Annotated in this window: 16 protein-coding genes; 8 read left to right on the top strand and 8 right to left on the bottom strand. The window is 66.2% G+C overall.

Annotation, left to right across the window (positions count from 1 at the left end):
* Positions 1 to 59: 59 nt before the first annotated feature.
* The 3 genes from CRO22_RS06375 to thrC are packed head-to-tail and all read right to left on the bottom strand — an operon-like array spanning position 60 to position 3,291.
* Positions 60 to 644, bottom strand: a complete 585-nt coding sequence (locus CRO22_RS06375; RefSeq protein ID WP_097069304.1) for a GNAT family N-acetyltransferase — start codon at positions 642 to 644, stop codon at positions 60 to 62.
* A complete protein-coding gene (locus CRO22_RS06370; protein ID WP_097069303.1) occupies positions 644 to 1,903 on the bottom strand; it encodes a M16 family metallopeptidase in 1,260 nt (419 codons plus the stop codon). The genes CRO22_RS06375 and CRO22_RS06370 overlap by 1 nt, the downstream gene beginning before the upstream one ends.
* Positions 1,900 to 3,291 carry a threonine synthase gene (thrC, locus tag CRO22_RS06365; protein ID WP_097069302.1) on the bottom strand — a complete coding sequence of 464 codons (1,392 nt, stop codon included), beginning with the start codon at positions 3,289 to 3,291 and terminating at the stop codon, positions 1,900 to 1,902. The genes CRO22_RS06370 and thrC overlap by 4 nt, the downstream gene beginning before the upstream one ends.
* Positions 3,292 to 3,461: 170 nt before the next feature.
* Between thrC and tldD the strand changes: the two genes are divergently transcribed.
* From tldD to CRO22_RS06325, 8 genes are all read left to right on the top strand, one after another.
* The gene (gene tldD, locus CRO22_RS06360; protein WP_097069301.1) at positions 3,462 to 4,883 is read left to right on the top strand and encodes a metalloprotease TldD; all 1,422 of its coding nucleotides are present in this window, start codon (positions 3,462 to 3,464) and stop codon (positions 4,881 to 4,883) included.
* 128 nt (positions 4,884 to 5,011) lie between these two features.
* Positions 5,012 to 6,130: a DNA-processing protein DprA gene (dprA, locus tag CRO22_RS06355; RefSeq protein WP_097069300.1), complete on the top strand. Its 1,119-nt coding sequence runs from the start codon at positions 5,012 to 5,014 to the stop codon at positions 6,128 to 6,130.
* A gap of 148 nt (positions 6,131 to 6,278) precedes the next feature.
* Positions 6,279 to 8,921, top strand: coding sequence for a type I DNA topoisomerase (topA, locus tag CRO22_RS06350; RefSeq protein WP_097069299.1), 2,643 nt, complete (start codon positions 6,279 to 6,281; stop codon positions 8,919 to 8,921).
* A gap of 74 nt (positions 8,922 to 8,995) precedes the next feature.
* Positions 8,996 to 9,697: a CoA transferase subunit A gene (locus tag CRO22_RS06345; RefSeq protein ID WP_097069298.1), complete on the top strand. Its 702-nt coding sequence runs from the start codon at positions 8,996 to 8,998 to the stop codon at positions 9,695 to 9,697.
* Positions 9,697 to 10,326: a 3-oxoacid CoA-transferase subunit B gene (locus tag CRO22_RS06340; protein WP_097069297.1), complete on the top strand. Its 630-nt coding sequence runs from the start codon at positions 9,697 to 9,699 to the stop codon at positions 10,324 to 10,326. Before CRO22_RS06345 ends, CRO22_RS06340 begins: the two co-directional genes overlap by 1 nt.
* A 192-nt stretch (positions 10,327 to 10,518) precedes the next feature.
* Positions 10,519 to 11,508 (top strand): lysylphosphatidylglycerol synthase transmembrane domain-containing protein, encoded by a 990-nt coding sequence (locus CRO22_RS06335; RefSeq protein ID WP_097069296.1) that lies wholly within the window; start codon positions 10,519 to 10,521, stop codon positions 11,506 to 11,508.
* Positions 11,505 to 12,794 (top strand): FAD-binding oxidoreductase, encoded by a 1,290-nt coding sequence (locus CRO22_RS06330; RefSeq protein ID WP_097069295.1) that lies wholly within the window; start codon positions 11,505 to 11,507, stop codon positions 12,792 to 12,794. Before CRO22_RS06335 ends, CRO22_RS06330 begins: the two co-directional genes overlap by 4 nt.
* A gap of 3 nt (positions 12,795 to 12,797) precedes the next feature.
* On the top strand, positions 12,798 to 13,529 hold the full coding sequence (locus CRO22_RS06325; protein WP_097069294.1) for an SDR family NAD(P)-dependent oxidoreductase: 732 nt from the start codon (positions 12,798 to 12,800) through the stop codon (positions 13,527 to 13,529).
* A 30-nt stretch (positions 13,530 to 13,559) separates the two neighbouring features.
* Here the strand turns inward: CRO22_RS06325 and CRO22_RS06320 are convergent, their stop codons facing one another.
* The 5 genes from CRO22_RS06320 to infA all read right to left on the bottom strand — a co-directional run bounded on the left by CRO22_RS06320 (position 13,560) and on the right by infA (position 16,413).
* Positions 13,560 to 14,345: a crotonase/enoyl-CoA hydratase family protein gene (locus CRO22_RS06320; RefSeq protein WP_097069293.1), complete on the bottom strand. Its 786-nt coding sequence runs from the start codon at positions 14,343 to 14,345 to the stop codon at positions 13,560 to 13,562.
* Positions 14,346 to 14,415: 70 nt separating this feature from the next.
* On the bottom strand, positions 14,416 to 14,589 hold the full coding sequence (locus CRO22_RS06315; RefSeq protein ID WP_097069292.1) for a DNA gyrase inhibitor YacG: 174 nt from the start codon (positions 14,587 to 14,589) through the stop codon (positions 14,416 to 14,418).
* On the bottom strand, positions 14,586 to 15,626 hold the full coding sequence (locus CRO22_RS06310; RefSeq protein WP_097069291.1) for a ribonuclease E/G: 1,041 nt from the start codon (positions 15,624 to 15,626) through the stop codon (positions 14,586 to 14,588). Before CRO22_RS06310 ends, CRO22_RS06315 begins: the two co-directional genes overlap by 4 nt.
* Positions 15,623 to 16,198: a Maf family protein gene (locus CRO22_RS06305; protein WP_097069290.1), complete on the bottom strand. Its 576-nt coding sequence runs from the start codon at positions 16,196 to 16,198 to the stop codon at positions 15,623 to 15,625. Before CRO22_RS06305 ends, CRO22_RS06310 begins: the two co-directional genes overlap by 4 nt.
* Positions 16,195 to 16,413 carry a translation initiation factor IF-1 gene (gene infA / locus CRO22_RS06300; protein WP_055212580.1) on the bottom strand — a complete coding sequence of 73 codons (219 nt, stop codon included), beginning with the start codon at positions 16,411 to 16,413 and terminating at the stop codon, positions 16,195 to 16,197. The genes CRO22_RS06305 and infA overlap by 4 nt, the downstream gene beginning before the upstream one ends.
* Between the last annotated feature and the right edge of the window lie 37 nt (positions 16,414 to 16,450).

The following is a 16,450-nucleotide window of genomic DNA, read 5'->3' as shown; positions in this document are numbered from 1 at the left end:
TTCCTTTCGACTTTGTCCAACTGTCCCGGGGCAGCGATGCCGGAGCAGCCCCGCCCCGCTCAGCCGATATCGGTTCGACCCCGCCGGTCTGCGCGCAGATTGGCGTAAAGCACATGGTTGCGCCAGCGCCCGTTGATCTGCAGATAGCTCTGCGCCACGCCCTCGTATTTGAACCCGGATTTTTCCAGCACCCCGCGCGAGGCGGCGTTTTCGGGCAGGCAGGCGGCATCGATCCGGCTCAGATCCATCGGGCCGAAGGCATAATCGACCACTGCCGCAATCGCTTCGCGCATATAGCCCTGCCGGGCATAGCGCGCACCAACCCAGTAACCGAGCGTGCCCGCTTGCGCCGGGCCGCGCCGGATATTGTCGAGCGTGATCGCGCCCAGCACCGCCCCCGATTGCCGCTCGATCAGAAAAAAGGGCAGCGCCGTGCCCGCAGCTTCCGCCCTTGCCGCCCAGTAAACCCGGTTTGCAAAGGCCTTGCGGCCGAGATGATCGGACGACCAGGCGGGCTCCCATTGCGCCAGAAACTCCCGGCTCTCGGTGCGGAGCGCCGCCCAGCCGCGATAATCGGCATGCAGGGGCAGCCGCAGCGTCAGCCGTTCGGTCTCGACCAGAGGCTTGCGGCGGCGCAGGAACATCAGGCGGCAAGCCTCCGCCTGAGCCCTGCGAGATCCGGCGCCGCTTCCGCCGGGCCATAGAGGGCGAGCGCATTGTGCCCCCCTGCCACCATCCGGCCCGCATAATCGCGCACCGCAGCCACGCTCACCGCATCGATCTCCGCGGCGACCTCATCAAGCCCGGGCACCCGGCCCCAGATCGCGAGGTTGCGTGCCATCCGCTCGGCGCGGGAGGACGGGCTTTCGAGCCCCATCAGCATCCCCGCCTTCATCTGCGCACGGGCACGCGCCACCTCCGCCTCGGTCATGTCGTCTGCGGCGCGCTTGAGCTCGTCAATCGTCAGCCCGCACAGATCCGCCACTTCCTCGCCCGAGGTGCCCGCGTAAATCGTCACCATGCCGGTATCGTCATAGGCGCTGGCCTGAGCAAAGATCGAATAACAGAGCCCCCGCTCCTCGCGGATTTTCTGGAACAGCCGCGAAGACATGCCGCCGCCCAGCGCAGTCGAATAGACCTGCGCGGTATAAAGATCGGCATCGCGGTAGCACGGCCCCTCGAAGGCGAGCGCAAAATGCACCTGCTCAAGATCCTTCAGCTCGCGCCGCTCCTGCCCGGACCAGCGGGCAAGCTGCACATCCGGCAGGCCGACGGGTTTGAGCGCGCCAAAGATCGCCTCGGCCTGTTTCACGATCGCGCCGTGATCAACTGCCCCCGCCGCCGAGAGGATCATCTGGTCAGGGCCGTAATGCTCGGCCACAAAGCGCGCGAGATCGGCGCGCCCGAAGTGCTCGATATTCTCGGCGGGGCCAAGGATCGTGCGCCCGATCGCCTGATCGGGATAGGCGGCTTCCTGCAGCCAGTCGAAGATGATGTCATCAGGCGTGTCGAGCGCCTGACCGATCTCCTGCAAGATCACATGGCGTTCGACTTCAAGCTCGCGCGCATCGAACACCGGGTTGAGCACGATGTCGGAAATGACATCGAGCGCCAGCCCGACATCGGCGCCCAGCACGCGGGCGTAATAGGCCGTGGTCTCGCGCGAGGTATAGGCGTTGATATAGCCGCCCACATCCTCGATCGCCTCGGCGATCTGCAGCGCCGAGCGGGTTTTCGTGCCCTTGAAGGCCATATGTTCGAGAAAATGGGCGATCCCGTTTTGCTCGACACGTTCATGCCGCCCGCCGGCCTGCACCCAGATGCCCACCGAAGCCGAAGCGAGGCCCGGCATGCGCTCGGTGACGATGCGCAGGCCGTTGGCGAGCGTGGTCAGTTCGATCATGCGCGCCGCTCCTGCCGGATCAGCGCCTCAAGGGCCGCAAGGTCATTGGGCACGCGGGTCACACGCTCGGAGCGCGCGAACAGATCCGCCATGCGTTCGGGCAGCGCCGGGCGGATGCCGGTGGCGGCCTCGACCGCATCGGGGAATTTCGCCGGATGAGCGGTGGCGAGCGTGATCATCGGGGTGGGGGCGCTCAGATGCGCATGGCCCACCCGCACGCCAACGGCCGAATGCGGGCACAAAAGCTCGCCCGAGCGCGCCAGTTCGGCCCCGATGGTCTCGGATGTTTCCGCCTCCGAGACGCTGGCCGAGGCATAGATCTCGCGCAGCGCTTCAAGCGCGCCCTGAGACACGCTGAACCCGCCTTGTGTTTTCAGCTCTTCCATCAGTTGCGTCACCGCAGCCCCGTCCTTGCCATAGGCAAAGAACAGCGCGCGCTCGAAGTTCGAGGAAATTTGGATATCCATCGAGGGCGAGATCGAGGGTTTTACCCCGTCCATGCGGTAATCGCCCGTGGTCAGGCAACGGTGCAGAATGTCGTTCTGGTTCGTGGCGATGACGAGCCGCTCGATCGGCAGCCCCATCTCGCGCGCGATGAAGCCCGCGAAAATATCGCCAAAGTTCCCCGTCGGCACGGTGAAGCTGACCTTGCGTCCGGGCGCGCCCAGCGCCACGGCGGCGGTGAAATAATAGACGACCTGCGCCAGCACCCGCGCCCAGTTGATCGAGTTCACCCCGGCAAGGCCCACCTCGTCGCGGAAGGCGAAGTCGTTGAACATGTCTTTGAGCCGGTTCTGGCAATCATCAAACGTGCCATCGAGGGCGAGCGCATGGACATTGGCCTCCGCGGGCGTCGTCATCTGGCGGCGCTGCACCTCCGAGACGCGCCCATGCGGGAACAGGATGAAGACATCGACGTTTTCCAGCCCCTTGAAGGCCTCAATCGCCGCCGAGCCGGTGTCGCCCGAGGTGGCGCCGACGATGGTGATGCGCTTGCCCTCTTTTGCCAGCGCGATCTGGAACAGCTGCCCGATGATCTGCATGGCGAAATCCTTGAACGCCAGCGTCGGGCCGTGGAAGAGCTCAAGCAGATGATGCCCCGGCGCAAGCTGCACCAGAGGCGCGCGCGCCACATGGCCAAAGCCCGCATAGGCGCGTGCAATCGCGCCGCGCAACTCCGCCTCGGTGAAGGCCGCGCCGACGAAGGGCGACATCACGCGAAACGCCACCTCTTCATAGCTGCGCCCGGCCAGATCGGCGATTTCCCCGGGGCTCATCGCCTGCACCCATTCGGGCACATAAAGGCCGCCGTCGCGCGCGAGCCCCGTCAACATCGCCTCGGCAAAGCTCAGAACCGGGGCCTGCCCCCGGGTGGAGATATAGCGCATCTGTCGCCCTTTTCTTGACTGCCGCGTGATACGCGAGATCGCGGGGACTGTCATCCCCAAGGATGCAAGGGAAATCGCCGCATTCCACGCAATAATCCGTGCAATCGCGCGATCGCCTTTCCTTTCGCGCCCCCCACCCCTATTTTTGCCCGATGCAAGGAGGAGCTCCCATGACCGAGGACCGTTTCGCCCCTTTCGAGACCCATGTCGACGAGGCCGCCGCCCTTGCCGTTTTGCGTGCGGCGACTGCGGGGGCGGAGGATGGCGAACTGTTCCTTGAGCGCCACCGCTCCGAAGCGCTCGTTTTCGATGACGGGCGGGTGAAGAATGCTTCCTATGACGCTTCCGAGGGGTTTGGCCTGCGCGCGGTGAAAGGCGAGGTTTCGGGCTTTGCCCATGCGACCGAGATCTCGGAGGCCGCACTGAAGCGCGCCGCCGAGACGGCGCGGCTTGCCGTGGGCGATGGCGGCGGCATGCTGGCCCCGCCTCCCTCGCGCACCAACCGGGCCCTTTACGGCGCCGCCGATCCGATGGGGGATGCGCCTTTTGCGGCCAAGATCGACCTCCTGCGCGAGATTGATGCCTTCACCCGCGGGCTCGATGCGCGTGTGGTGCAAGTGACGGCGACTGTGGCGGCGAGCCTTCAAGAGGTGGTGATCCTGCGCCCCGAAGGCGGCATGGTCAGCGACATCCGCCCGATGGCACGGCTCAATGTCTCGGTGATTGTCGAGGAAAACGGGCGGCGCGAGAGCGGCTCGCACGGCGGCGGCGGGCGGTTCGGGCTTGCAGGCCTTCTGGAGCCGCAGCATTGGCAGAAGACCGCGCGCGAGGCGCTCCGGATCGCCTGCGTGAATCTGGATGCGGAACCCGCCCCGGCAGGCACGTTTGATGTGGTGCTCGGCCCCGGCTGGCCCGGTGTGATGCTGCATGAGGCGGTGGGCCACGGCCTTGAGGGCGATTTCAACCGCAAGAAAACCTCTGCCTTCACCGGGCTCATTGGCCAGCAGGTTGCCGCGAAGGGCGTGACGGTGCTGGACGATGGCACGATCCCCGACCGGCGCGGCTCGATTTCGGTCGATGACGAGGGCACGCCCTCCAACCGCACCGTGCTGATCGAGGACGGCATTCTTGTCGGCTACATGCAGGACCGTCAGAACGCCCGGCTGATGGGCGTGGCGCCGACCGGCAACGGCCGACGCGAGAGCCATGCCCACCCGCCGATGCCGCGCATGACCAATACCTACATGCTCGGCGGCAACACCGAACCCGGCGCGATTCTCGCCGATCTGAAAGACGGGATCTATGCCGTGGGCTTTGGTGGCGGTCAGGTCGACATCACCAACGGCAAGTTCGTCTTCAATTGCACCGAGGCCTACCGGGTGAGAAACGGCGTGATCGGCGCGCCGGTGAAGGGCGCGACGCTGATCGGCGACGGGCCCGCCGCGATGAAGCGGATCCGCGCGATCGGCAATGACATGACGCTCGACCCCGGCGTGGGCAATTGCGGCAAGGCGGGCCAATGGGTGCCGGTGGGCGTGGGCCAGCCGACCCTTCTCATTTCCGGCCTCACCGTGGGCGGATCCGCGGCCTGAGCGCGCGCCTTCCGCATGACGCCCATTTGCGGAAAATTTTGTACAACCTTGACGCGAATCGCCTTCTTGGTAACGTTTTGTTAAGATTAACGCGCCAGATTGGTCTTGCGAACGAGGCGGAGGGACGGATGAAAACAAGTTTGTTTTCTTACCCCACCCCCTTCACCCCACCCACCACGGAAGAAGACGAGCTCTCGTTTCTTCGCCTCGCTCGCTCCCGTCGCGTCGGCGCGACGACTTTTTTCCGGCTCCTCGCAGATCACGGTAGCGCCGCAGCGGCGCTCGACGCACTTCCGGGCATGGCCGCCGCCGCGGGCGCTGCGGGCTATACGCCCTGCCCTCGTGGCGTAGCCGAGGCCGAACGCGCCGCGGGTCGGCGGGCCGGGGCCCGGCTCCTGTTGCCCGGGGCCCCCGGCTATCCCGCCGATCTCCTCGCCTTTGCCGATGCCCCGCCGCTGCTCTGGGCACTCGGCGACCCCGCGCTCCTGGCCCGCCCGAGGATCGCGCTTGTGGGCGCGCGAAACGCGTCTTCGCTCGGGCTGCGGATGGCGCAGAGGCTCGCAAGCGACATCGGTCAGGCCGGGTTCGCCGTGGTCTCGGGCCTCGCCCGTGGCATCGACGCCGCCGCCCATGACGCCGCACTTGAAACGGGCACGATCGCCGTGATGGCAGGCGGCATCGACGTGATCTATCCGCCTGAAAACAAGGCGTTGGCCGGGCGCATCGCGGCCTCTGGCCTGCGCCTGAGCGAATTGCCGCCGGGGATCGAACCGCAGGCGCGCCATTTTCCGCAGCGCAACCGGATCATTGCAGCACTTTCCCGGGCCACGCTGGTGATCGAGGCCGCGGCACGTTCTGGCAGCCTGATCACCGCGCGGATGGCGCTCGACTATGGCCGCGAGGTGATGGCGGTGCCGGGTCACCCGATGGATGCGCGCGCGAGCGGGGGCAACATGCTGATCCGTGATGGCGCCACGCTGATCCGCGGCGCCGAAGATGTGTTCGCCGCGCTCGGGATGGTCGCTCCACCGCGCCCAGTGCCCGACAGCGCCCCCGCCGCCGCCCGAACGCCGCAGCCCCCCCTGCGCGCGCGCCTGCTTGCGCTTCTCGGCCCCTCCCCCACGCCCGAAGATGCCGTGATCCGCGATCTGGGCACCGATGCCGCGACGCTTTCGCGCGAGCTTCTGGCGCTTGAAATCGAGGGCGCCGTGACGCGCCATCCGGGCGGCCTCGTCAGCCGCGGCTGAGCTTCCTCGCATCATCCGCCGTGGCAACCCCCTGTCCGCGCATCGCTTTGCAACCCGTTTCGCGGCCAGATCATCGCGGATTGACATTTCCCCCAAACGCCCCGCATGGTCCGCCCCCACATGGGGTGCGCGAGATTGAGAGGAAGTCATGGCCGTCGTCGTTGTCGAATCTCCTGCCAAGGCCAAGACGATCAACAAGTATCTGGGCGCCGATTATACCGTTCTTGCCTCCTTCGGGCATGTGCGCGACCTGCCGCCCAAGGATGGCTCGGTCGACCCCGAGCAGGATTTCGAGATGAAATGGGAGGTTGCCTCCGACTCGAAAAAGCACATCCGCGCCATTGCCGAGGCCTTGGCCGACGATGACGAACTGATCCTCGCCACCGACCCTGATCGCGAGGGGGAGGCGATTTCGTGGCACCTGCAAGAGGCGCTGGCCTCGAAGCTGAAAAAGAAGAAGGTCAGCCGCGTCACCTTCAACGCGATCACCAAATCGGCGATCACTGAAGCGATGAAGGCGCCACGCCAGGTCGATCAGGCGCTGGTCGAGGCCTATCTGGCGCGCCGCGCGCTCGACTATCTTGTCGGCTTCAACCTCTCGCCGGTGCTCTGGCGCAAGCTGCCGGGCGCAAAATCGGCGGGGCGCGTGCAATCGGTCTGCCTGCGGCTCATCGTCGAGCGCGAGATGGAGATCGAGGCGTTCCGCGCCCGCGAATACTGGACGGTGACAGCAGAGCTCACCACGCCGCGCGGGCAAAGCTTCTCGGCCCGGCTCACGGTGCTCGGCGGCAAGAAGCTCGACAAGTTCGACCTTGCCACCGAAACCGATGCTGAGCTGGCGGTGCAGGCCGTCACCTCGCGCGATCTGATCGTCAAATCGGTTGAGGCGAAGCCCGCCTCCCGCAACCCCTATCCGCCCTTCATGACCTCGACCCTGCAACAGGAGGCGAGCCGCAAGTTCGGCATGGGGGCCAAGGCCTGCATGTCGGCGGCGCAACGGCTCTACGAGGCCGGTCACATCACCTATATGCGGACTGACGGCATCGACATGGCGCCCGAGGCCGTGATGGCCGCGCGCGACGAGATCAAGCGCCGGTTTGGCGAGAATTACGTCCCCGCGAGCCCGCGGATGTACAAGAACAAGGCGAAGAACGCGCAGGAAGCCCACGAGTGCATTCGCCCCACCGACATGAGCACCAGCCCCGACAAGCTCAAGCTCGCCGATGATCAGGGAAAGCTCTACGACCTGATCTGGAAGCGCACGCTGGCAAGCCAGATGGCGGCGGCGGTGATGGAGCGCACCACGGTGGATGTGGGCTCGCGCGATGGCGAGGTGGAGCTGCGCGCGACCGGGCAGGTTGTCACCTTTGACGGCTTTCTGAAGATCTACGATCAGGGCCGCGATGACGACGAGAGCGAAGACGGCGCGCGGCTGCCGCAGATCATGCAGGGCGAGGCGGCAAAGAAGGGGCAGATCACCCCCGAGCAGCATTTCACCCAGCCGCCGCCGCGCTATACCGAGGCCACGCTTGTGAAGCGCATGGAAGAGCTCGGCATCGGCCGCCCCTCCACCTATGCCTCGATCCTCACCACGATCGTTGACCGTGGCTATGTGCGCAAGGACAAGAACCGCCTGATCCCGGAAGACACCGGGCGGCTGGTGACAGCGTTCCTGACGAACTATTTCCGCCGCTATGTCGAATACGATTTCACCGCCGACATGGAAACGGAGCTTGATGACATCTCCGCCGGTGACCGCCATTACAAGGAAGTGCTCGCGCGCTTCTGGCGGGATTTCTCGGCGGCTTTGGGCGAAACCGCCGATCTGCGCATCGGCGAAGTGCTCGACAAGATCGACGAGGTGCTCTCGCCGCATCTCTACCCGCCCCGCCCCGATGGCTCGGACCCGCGCATCTGCCCGATTTGTGGCGCGGGACGACTGCATCTGAAAACCGCGCGCTCGGGCGGCGCCTTCATCGGCTGCGGCAACTATCCCGAATGCCGCTACACGCGGCCCCTCTCGGCGCCCGGAGATGACGAGAGCGCCGCGCTCGACGGCAAGGTGCTTGGCGAGGACGAGGGCGTGCCGGTCACGCTGCGGATTGGTCGCTTTGGCCCCTATGTGCAGAAGGGCGAGGCCAGCGAAGAGCAACCGAAGCCCCCCCGCGCGAGCCTGCCGAAAGGCTGGTCCCCTGAGAGCATCGACCTCGAGCGCGCGCTCACGCTGCTCTCGCTGCCGCGCCAGATCGGGCCGCACCCGGAAGATGGCGAACCCGTCGAGGCGGCCATCGGGCGGTTCGGGCCTTATGTGAAACACGGCAAGACCTATGCGAACCTGCCCGATGTGGAAGAGGTTTTCACCATCGGCATGAACCGCGCGGTCGAGGTGCTGGCGCAAAAGCTTGCGCGCGGTCCGGGCCGCGGCGGCGCGAGCGCGCAACCGCTCAAGGAACTGGGCGAGCACCCCGACGGCGGGCCGGTGCAGGTGATGCCGGGCCGCTACGGGCCTTACGTCAAATGGGGCAAGGTGAATGCGACCCTGCCCAAGGATCTCGAACCCGAGACGGTGACACTTGAGGCCGCCCTGCCGCTTCTCGAGGCGAAAGCCGCGAAAGGCGGCAAGAAGGCGGCACCGAAAAAGGCTGCGGCCAAGAAAGCGCCCGCCAAAGCGGCCTCTGCCGAGAAAAAGCCTGCCGCAAAGAAGGCCGCACCGAAAAAAGCCGCCGCGAAAAAGACGCCGGCCAAAAAGGTCGCCAAGCCTGACGCGGACGAGAGCCTGACGGAAGACTGAGCGCCGCAACGCGGCAATTGACTTGCGCCCCGGCCTTCGCCACAAATTCCCTTAGGGAATTCGGGGAGGCATTGATGAACAAGATCTACGGCTCGGCGGCGGAGGCCCTCGACGGGCTTCTGTTCGACGGCATGACGCTGGCGGCGGGGGGGTTTGGCCTGTGCGGCATCCCCGAGCTTTGCATCGACGCGCTGGTGGCGAGCGGGGTGAAGGAGATCACCATCGCTTCGAACAACTGCGGCGTGGATGGTTTTGGGCTCGGCAAGCTTCTGGACACGCGGCAGATCAAGAAGATGATTTCGTCTTACGTCGGCGAGAATGCCGAGTTCATGCGCCAATACCTTTCGGGCGAGCTTGAGCTTGAATTCAACCCGCAGGGCACGCTTGCAGAGCGGATGCGCGCGGGCGGCTGCGGCATTCCGGGCTTTTACACCAAAACCGGCGTTGGCACGGTGGTGGCCGAGGGCAAGGAGCACAAGGAATTCGACGGCGAGACCTATATTCTCGAACGGGCGATCCTCGCCGATGTCTCGATCGTCAAGGCGTGGAAGGCCGACCCCTCGGGGAATGCGGTGTTCCGCAAGACCGCGCGCAACTTCAACCCGCCCGCGGCGATGTGCGGGAAGGTCTGCGTGATGGAGGTGGAGGAGATCGTGCCCTTGGGCAGCCTTGATCCCGACCATATCCACCTGCCCGGCATCTATGTGCACCGCCTTGTTCAGGGCACGCATGAGAAGCGCATCGAGCAACGCACCACGCGCAAACGGGAGGGCTGATCATGTGGGATCGCAACCAGATGGCGGCGCGGGCCGCCAAGGAGCTGCAAGACGGCACCTATGTGAACCTCGGCATCGGCATCCCGACCTTGGTGCCGAACTTCATCCCCGAGGGCGTCACGGTGACGCTGCAATCGGAAAACGGCATGCTCGGCATGGGCCCCTTCCCCTATGAGGGTGAGGAAGACCCGGACCTGATCAACGCGGGCAAGCAGACCATCACCGAACTGCCGCAGACCGCCTATTTCGACAGCGCCACGAGCTTTGGCATGATCCGCGGCGGCAAGATCGCGATGGCGATTTTGGGCGCGATGGAAGTGAGCGAAGAGGGCGATCTGGCGAACTGGATGATCCCGGGCAAGCTCGTGAAGGGCATGGGCGGCGCGATGGATCTTGTGGCGGGCGTCAAGCGCGTTGTGGTGGTGATGGATCACACCAACAAGCATGGCGACTCGAAGGTGCTGCACCGCTGCACGCTGCCGCTCACCGGCAAGGCGGTGGTGAACCGGATCATCTCCAACATGGGCGTGATGGATGTAGTGCCGGGTGGGCTGAAGATCGTCGAACTCGCAGATGGCGTGAGCGAGGCGGAGCTGCGCGCCGCAACCGAAGCCACCATCGTCGACTGACCCGGCCCCGGGGCAAACCAGACCGCGACAAAAGCCCCGCCGGTGCGGGGCTTTTTCCTGTTTTCGTGCCGCCGGATCGCTTCCGGAAAGCGCGGCAACACGGTAAAGCCCGCTCCCTGCCGTCGTTAAAATTGTTCGCTTGCGTGCAACAGCATCATAATCCTGCCCCAATTAACCACTAGATGGCTGAGAATGACGAGCCTGAGCCCAAATATGCCTTCTGTCTCGGTGTCGCGCCGCTGGCGCGACCGGGCGCTGATGGCGGGGCTCGTGGCGCTGGTCGGCGTGGGTCTGGCAGGGCTCGCCTCAGTGACGGGCTGGGAGGAGAGCCTCACCCAGATTGCGCGCTTGCATCCGGGACAGATTGCCGTCCTTCTCGCGCTTTCGCTGCTGAATTACCTGCTCAGGGGCCTGCGCTGGCATCTGCTTGCCCGCCGCCTTGGCCTACCCACCCGACTGATGCAGGATCTGCGCCATTATATCGGCGGTTTTGCCCTGTCGGTGACGCCGGGGCGGCTGGGTGAATTCGTGCGGATGCGCTGGATCCGGCGCGAAACCGGCTGGCCAGTCGCGCTGAGCGCTCCCCTCGCGCTGATGGACCGGGCCACCGATCTGGCCGTGATGGGGCTTCTGCTCGCGCTGTCCCTTGCCCTCGCCGCGGGCGGTCTCACCGGGGCGCTTCCCGTGACGGCATTCGCTTTTGCCACCGCGGTCGTGGCGACGCGGCCAAGGCTGCTCGCGGCGCTCGTCACGCTCGGCTATCGTGTCTTCGGGCGCCTGCCACGGCTTTTCGGACGCGCCCGTCAGGCGGCGCGCGCGCTCTCCCGCTTCCACCACGCGCCCACGCTGGCCTTCGCGCTGACGCTCGGCTTTGCCGGCTGGTTGGCCGAGGGCTATGCGTTCCATCTGCTCCTGGGGTTCCTGGGCGCCGAGATCGGTCTTTGGAAAGCCGTCGCGATTTTCATCTTCGCCACGCTCGCGGGCGGCCTCACCGGTGCTCCCGGAGGAATGGGCGGCGCAGAGGCGGCGATGCTCACGCTGCTCACGCTCGAGGGGGTAGCGCTCGAGATTGCCCTGCCCGCCACGGCGGTGATCCGGCTGACCACGCTTTGGTTCTCGATCGCGCTCGGGCTTCTCGTCTTTCCGCTCGCCGAGCGCGCGGCGGCGGGCCCGGCAAGATGACCCCGCCCCCGCCCGAATATTATGGCTGGGGCCGCGCGCTGCGCGCCCGCGGCCCGATCCACCGGCCACAAAACCTGCGCGCGCTCGATATGCTCGCCCCCGCCTTCGGCATGCGCCGCTCTTACGGCGATGCCGCGCTCAATTCGCAGGGGCCCGCGCTCGATATGAGCGGGCTCGACCGCTTCCTCGATTTCGATCCCGCGACCGGCACACTCACGCTTGAAGCGGGCGCGCGGATCGGCGAGGTGGCGGCCAGCTTCGCGCCGCGCGGCTGGATCCCGGCAGTGATGCCCGGCACCGGCTTTGCCACGCTTGGCGGCTGCATCGCGCAGGATGTGCATGGCAAAAACCACCACCACGCCGGAAGCTTTGGCACCCATGTGAGCGAGATCACGCTGCGTCAGGCCGGCGGCGAGGTCATTGTCACGCCCGGCACGGCGCTCTTTCAGGCAACTGTGGGCGGGCTTGGCCAGACCGGGGTAATTACGCGTGCGAAACTGCGTCTTGCCCCCTGTGCGGGCGATCTGATGGTGGTGACGGAGCGGCGCGCGCGGAACTGGGCGGAGCATCTCGCGTTTCTCGACGGCTCGCAAGCAAGCTACACCGTGGGCTGGATCGACGCCACCGCCACCGGCTCATCGCTCGGCCGCGGCATCATCGAGGAGGCCGAATTTGGCCGCGGGCTGAGCCGGGATCGCAAGCACATCACGCGGGTGCCGATGGATGCGCCGCATTTCGCGCTCTCTGCCCCGGTGGTACGCGCCTTCAATGCCGCCTATTACCGCCGCGTCCCGGCGGCCGGTCGCACCGTGCTCAAATCCATGACGGATTTTTTCTTTCCGCTCGACAGGATCCACGACTGGAACCGGCTTTACGGGCGGCGCGGCTTTCACCAGTTTCAATGTGTCGTACCGCTCGCGGCGGCCGAGGCGTTGCGCGCCATGCTCACCCGCATCGCCAACTCGGGCCTTGCCTCACCGCTTGCCGTGCTCAAGCGCATGGGGACGGGGCGCGCGGGCTATCTGAGCTTCCCGATGGAGGGTTACACCCTCGCCGTCGATTTTCCGAACCGCGCCGCGGCGCGCGATCTGATCCGCGCGCTTGAGATCGATACCGCAGCGGCGGGGGGGCGGCTCTATTTCGCCAAGGACGCCCTTGCTGAGGGTGCGCGCATCCGCGCCATGTATCCCGAGCTCGCGCTGTGGCAGCAAGAGGTGGCGAAGGCCGACCCGACCCGCGCCTTCGAGACCGACCTCGTCCGACGCCTGAACCTGAGGAGTGCCTGAGGCATGCAATACTGGATCGTTCTCGGGGCCACTTCTGGCATGGCCCGCCCCTTTCTGCGGCGCCTCGCAATCGACGGCGCCGCGTTGATTCTTGCCGGGCGCGACATGGAAGAGCTCGACGCGCTCGCGAAAGACTGTCATTTGCGCGGGGCGCCGAAGGTCGAGGTGATACCATTCGACATCCGCGACGATGCCGCCTTCCCGGCGCTTGTGCAAAAACTCGCCGCGGTCGAGGGCGTGCTGAACCTCGCCTGTTTTGTCGGCGCGATGCCCGAGCAATCTGCGATCGACGCCGATCCGGCCTTGATCGACGCGGTAGTGACCGACAATTTCACCGGCCCGGCCAAGTTCCTCACCCTTCTTGCCCCGGTGCTCGAGGCGCGGGGGGAAGGCACGATCATCGGCGTGGGCTCGGTTGCGGGGGACCGCGGGCGCGTTGGCAATTACGTCTACGGCGCCGCGAAGGCAGGCTTTGCCACCTATCTGTCGGGGCTGCGCAACCGGCTCGGTCGCAAGGGCGTGCATGTGATGACGGTGAAGCCCGGTCCGGTGGACACGCGCATGACGGCGGGCAAGAAGCTGCCTTTCATGGCGAGCCCCGAGACCGTGGCGGAAGACATCATGGGCGGCATCGCGCGCGGTGCAAACGTCGTCTACACCGCGAAGATCTGGTATTTCCTCATGGCCGTGATCCGCGCGATCCCGGAGCCGATCTTCAAGAAGCTCTCGATCTGAAGCGGGAGGGCGCGGCCCGGCCTGCGCCCCTCACCCAAACTTCGGCGCGCGGCCCTGCATATTGGCGGCAATCACCTCCATCTGGTCGGGCTTGCCGATCAGATCGGTCTGCTCGCGGCTCTCGCGCTCCAGCACCTCATCTGCGGGCGCGGTATAGGCGACCTCGATCAGCCGTTTGGCCGCGCGCACCGCAGAAGGGGACTTGCCCGAGATCACGCCCGCAAGCTCCACCGCGCGCGCCAGCGGGTCGGCGGCGATCTCGGTCACAAGCCCGATCCGCAGCGCCTCTTCTGCCGCCACCTCTTCGGCAGTCCAGGTGATGCGACGCAACACATCGGCCCGCACCAGCTCGGGCAGCGTCACCATCCCGCCCATATCGGGCACGAGGCCCCATTTCATCTCCATCACGGCCAGCTTCGTGCCCGGCGCGGCAATGCGCATATCTGCCCCCGCCGCGAGTTGCAGCCCCGCGCCGAAGGCCACGCCATGAAGCGCGGCGATCACCGGCACCGGCAGCGCGCGCCATGCGAGCGAAAACTGCTGGAACCGGTTCGCGGCGCCATGGCTGCGCGGCATGATCAACCCCTCGGGATCGCCGAGCGCCAGCGACGAAAAATTCGCCACATCAAGCCCGGCGCAAAAGGCCCGCCCTTCGCCGGACAGCACCACCGCGCGCAGGCTCGCATCGGCGGCCAAGTCCTCGGCCACGGCAATCACCGCGTCGATCATCTCGAAATCGACGGCATTCATCTTTTCGGGGCGATTGAGGCGCACCTGCGCCACGCCCCCCGCCCTTGTCACGCTAACCCGGCTCATCCGATCCTCCCTTTGCCCCATCCAAGCACAGGCGCGGGTCAAAGGCGCGCGTGACGTGGCGAAACGGGGCTCAGTGAATCGGCGGCTCCGGGCGCTCGGCGGCGCGGTCTTCTTCCTCGAGCGCCTCGCCCGGGATCACATAGGAGCCATTGAGCCAGCGCGCGAGGTCGATATCGGCGCAGCGTTTGCAGCAGAACGGGCGGTATTTCGGATCCGATTCCTTGCCGCAGATCGGGCAGCTCATACCGCCCCCCCGATCAGCGTGGCAAGCGCCACCCGGTCGCGCTTGCGCACCAGCTCATACATGCCCAAGGGCGTCCAGCCGGCAAGGCTCGTTTCCGCCGCCTCGCCCTTGAAAGCGGTGCGCAGCTGTTGTTCGAGCGCGACACGATCTTTTTTCGGCATCGGCGCGAAATCAACGACAACCTGACCGCCCAGCCCGCGCAGTCGAAGCTGGCGCGGCAGATCGCGGGCCGCGGCGATATTGGCCTTGAGGCTGGCCGCGGGCGAGGTGTCGGCGCCGGTGTTCACATCGACCGCAATCAGCGCCCGCGTCGGCTCGATCATCATGTGACCGCCGCCGGAAAGCGCCACGCGCGGGCTCAGCACCTCGTCGATCGCTTCGAGCACGCCACGCGGCCCAAAGCCCTCGACTACCTCATCGGGCGCGGGCTCGGCCCAGTCGCGCCAGGCTTCTTCATGGGGGCCGGGAGCGTCGACCAACAGCTCCGGCGTGCCCTCGGTATCGGCAAGCACGGCCTCGGCCAGATCACGCAGACCGGCAAGATCTTCGACGATCTCGCCATCCTCGGCGCCCTCGCAGGCCGAGCGCAGAATGAGCCCCATCTCGGAGCCTTCCATCACCACGCCCGCAAGGGCCTGAAGGCCCTCGCGCAGATCTTCGTCGCGGATGCGGCGCGAGACATTGAGCCCCGGCGCGCCCGGCGTGACGATGCCATACCGGCCCTTGAACAAAAGCCGCAGCGTGACCGGGAGCGCCTTGCCCGGTTCGGTCCCGCCCGACACCTGACAGAGCACAGATTGCCCCGGCGAAAGCCCCTTTGCCTCGCGCAAAAAGCCCTTTTCACCGCCCGGCAGCGTGACAAACACGCCGCCCTGCCCCTTCATCTGCCGTTCGACCTTCGCGCGGCAAATCGCGCCCGGCGCCAGCGCGACGGCGGCGGAGGCATCGACGATCAGATCCTCAAGCCGGCCATCCACCATCAGCGCGGCAGCCTCAAGCCCCTTCACCTCGCCTAGAACAACGATCCGCCCCTTCATACAGTCTCTCCCGCGGTGATCCCCGCAGCCTGCAGGAGCGTGGCGGTTTCGGCAAGCGGCAGGCCCACAACGCCGGTAAACGAGCCCTGAATCCACGGGATGAAGGCTCCCGCCCGGCCCTGAATCGCGTAGCCGCCCGCCTTGCCCCGCCATTCGCCCGAGGCGAGATAGCCATTCACATCGGTATTGGAGAGCGGACGAAAGCGCACGATGGTATCCACAAGCCGCTCGCGCAGCCCGTCCGTGGTGCGTACGGCCACGGCGGTCAGCACATGATGGCGCCGCCCGGAAAGGAGCCAGAGGAACTCGGCCGCCTCCTTCTCATCGGCGGGTTTGCCGAGAATGCGTCGCCCGCAGGTCACGGTCGTGTCGGCGCTCAGCACCACCTCATCGGCGGCGCAGGGCAGCGCAGCCGCCTTTTCGCGCGCCATACGCGCTACATAATCGCGCGCGGGCTCACCGCGTTGGGGCGTTTCATCAATGTCGGGGGCGCGGACCTCGGCGGGTTCCAGCCCCAGCTGGGCCAGAAGCTCGCGCCGACGGGGGCTGGCCGATCCGAGGATCAGCCTCACTTGAAGCGATAGTTGATGCGACCCTTGGTGAGGTCGTAGGTGTTCATTTCCACCTGAACCCGGTCGCCTGCCAGAACACGGATGCGGTTTTTACGCATCTTGCCTGCCATATGCGCGATGATCTCATGGCCGTTTTCCAGCTCGACCTTGAACGTCGCGTTCGGCAGGAGTTCCTTCACGACGCCGGGGAATTCGAGCATTTCTTCCTTGGCCATGGTCACTCCGATAGGGATACCCGCGCCAATTCCGCGG

The sequence above is a fragment of the Rhodobacter maris genome (assembly GCF_900217815.1).
Classification (GTDB): domain Bacteria; phylum Pseudomonadota; class Alphaproteobacteria; order Rhodobacterales; family Rhodobacteraceae; genus Rhodobacter; species Rhodobacter maris.
Note: the sequence above shows the minus strand (reverse complement) of the source record. Positions and strands in the feature narration are given on the sequence as shown.